The sequence below is a fragment of the Streptomyces hygroscopicus subsp. hygroscopicus genome (assembly GCF_001553455.1).
GTDB classification, from domain to species: Bacteria; Actinomycetota; Actinomycetes; order Streptomycetales; family Streptomycetaceae; genus Streptomyces; species Streptomyces hygroscopicus.
Window position 1 is genome coordinate 1 of sequence record NZ_BBOX01000419.1, and the last position, 2,699, is coordinate 2,699.

Consider the following 2,699-nt stretch of genomic DNA (forward strand, 5'->3'; position numbering starts at 1 on the left):
TCCCTGATGGACCCGATGCTCGACGCCTTCGCCGCCGCGCTCCGCGAGGTGACACTGAGCGAGCCGCGCATGCCGGTGGTGTCGGGTCTCCTCGGCCGGCCGGTGGAGCCGGGCGAGCTGTCGGACCCGGGGTACTGGGTGCGGCATGTGCGCGAACCGGTGCGGTTCGCGGACGCGGTGGCGGCGATGCGCGCCGACGGGGTGGACGTGTTCGTGGAGGCCGGGCCCGACGGGACGCTGACGGGGCTGCTCACCGAGGTGCCGGTGGCGGTGCCGCTGGTACGGCGGGACGCCGACGAGGCGGACGGTGCGGTGTCCGCGCTGACCCGGCTGTTCACGGCGGGTGTGCCGGTGGACTGGGAGGGCTTCTTCGCGGGCCGTGGCGCGCGCCCGACCGACCTGCCCACCTACGCCTTCGACCACCAGCACTACTGGATCGCCGACGGCGCCCCGCCGGCGACCGTGGCGGCGGCGCCCACCGCGGCGCCCACGGACCCCGGGTTCCGCGAACGGCTCGCCGGCCTCCCCGCGGCCGACCGGGGCCCGTACGTCCTCCAAGCGGTGTGCGAGCAGACCGCGGCCGTGCTCGGCCACGCCGACCCCGGCGCCGTCGATCCGGAGCGGCCGTTCCACGAGATGGGCTTCGACTCCCTCACCGCCGTCGAACTGCGCAACCGGATCAACCGGCTCAGCGGCCTGGCGCTCTCCGCCACGCTGGTCTTCGACCACCCCACCCCGGCCGCGCTCGCCGAACACCTGCACACCGAGCTGCGCCCCGGGCCCGACCCGGCCCCCGACGACCCGTCCCTCGACGACCTGTTCGCCTACGTCGACAGCGAACTCGGCCCGGAAGCGGAGTGATCCCGATGCCCACCCCCAACGAGCAGAAGCTCGCCGCCTACCTCAAGCGGGCCACCGAGGAACTGCGGCGTACCCGGGACCGCCTCGCCGAACTGGAGTCCGGTGACGACGATCCGATCGCCGTGGTGTCGATGGCCTGCCGGTACCCGGGCGGTGTCCGCACCCCGGAGGACCTGTGGCGGCTCGTCCGCGACGGGGCCGACGCGATCGGCGACTTCCCCGACGACCGCGGCTGGGACCTGGCCGACCTCGCCGCCCGCTGCGACACCACTCGCGGTGGATTCCTCGACGGCGCCGGTGACTTCGACGCCGCGCTGTTCGGCATGACGCCCCGCGAGGCGCTGGCGACCGACCCGCAGCAGCGCCTGCTCCTCGAAGTCGCCTGGGAAGCGGTCGAGCGCGCGGGCATCGACCCGGCCGCGCTGCGCGCCACCCCCACCGGTGTGTTCGCCGGTTTCGCCGGCCAGACCTACACCGACATGGACACCGGCCCGGACGAGCTGCGCGGATACCTGCTCGCCGGCAGCGCGGCCAGCGTGGCCTCCGGCCGCGTCGCCTACACCCTCGGCCTGCACGGGCCGGCGATCACCGTGGACACCGCCTGCTCCTCCTCGCTGGTCGCCCTGCACCTCGCCGTTCAGGCCCTGCGGGGCGGCGACTGCACGCTGGCGCTCGTCGGCGGCGTCACCGTCATGTCCGCCCCCGGCGCCTGGATCGAGTTCTCGCGCCAGCAGGGTCTCGCGGCCGACGGGCGGTGCAAGTCGTACGGGGCGGGCGCGGACGGTACGGGCTGGTCCGAGGGCGTGGGCGTGCTGCTGGTGGAGAAGCTGTCGGACGCGCGCCGGCTCGGGCATCCGGTGGTGGGTGTGGTGCGCGGTTCGGCGCTGAACCAGGACGGCGCCTCCAACGGGCTGACGGCCCCGTCGGGCCCCGCCCAGGAGCGGGTGATCCGGGCGGCGTGGGCGGACGCGGGAATCACCGGCGCGGATGTCGACGTGGTGGAGGGGCACGGGACCGGTACCCGGCTCGGCGACCCCATCGAGGCGCAGGCGCTGCTGGCCACGTACGGCCGGGACCGCGGCGACCGGCCCCCGCTCTGGCTGGGCTCGCTGAAGTCCAACATCGGCCACACCTCCGCCGCCGCCGGGGTCGGCGGCGTCATCAAGATGCTGCTCGCCCTGCGGTACGGGGCCGTGCCGCGCACCCTGCACGCCGACGAGCCCACCACCGTCGTGGACTGGTCGGCCGGCGCCGTGCGGCTCGCCGTACACGAGCAGCCCTGGCCGCACGCATCCGGCCGGGTGCGGCGGGCGGGGGTGTCGTCGTTCGGGATCAGCGGCACCAACGCACACGTGATCATCGAGGAGCCGCCCGCCGCCGACGCCGGGCCCGTGCCCGTTGCGGAGACGCCGCACACCTCCGTCCTGCCGCTCGCCGTCACCGCCGCCACCCCCGGCGGGCTGCGCAACCAGCTGCACCGGCTGCGCGACCACCTCACCGCCGTCCCCGACGGCGCCCTGACCGATGTGGCCTACTCGCTTGCGACCACCCGCGCCGTGCTGCCGTACCGCGCGGTCGTGTCCGGCCGGTCGGCGGCGGACCTGCTGCCCGGCCTGACCGCCGCCGCCGGCGGCGACGCCCCCGAACCGGCGGCCCGCCGACGCCGGGTGGGCGTGGTGTTCTCCGGCCAGGGGGCACAGTGGGCGGGCATGGGCAGCGGCCTGTCGGCGGCGTTCCCGCTGTTCGCCCGGGTGTTCGCGGATGTGTGCGGGCGGTTCTCGCCGGAGCTCGCCGAAGCGGTCGCGACGGGGGAGGGGCTGGACCGCACCACGTTCGCA

General features: G+C 75.7%; 2 protein-coding genes. Both read left to right on the forward strand.

From position 1 onward, the window contains the following. Nucleotides 1–861: phosphopantetheine-binding protein (locus tag AXW62_RS46815; RefSeq protein WP_289306035.1), on the forward strand; the 861-nt coding region annotated here is incomplete at its 5' end. Continuing rightward, nucleotides 858–2,699: type I polyketide synthase (locus AXW62_RS33970; protein WP_442267820.1), on the forward strand; the 1,842-nt coding region annotated here is incomplete at its 3' end. The genes AXW62_RS46815 and AXW62_RS33970, both read left to right, overlap by 4 nt.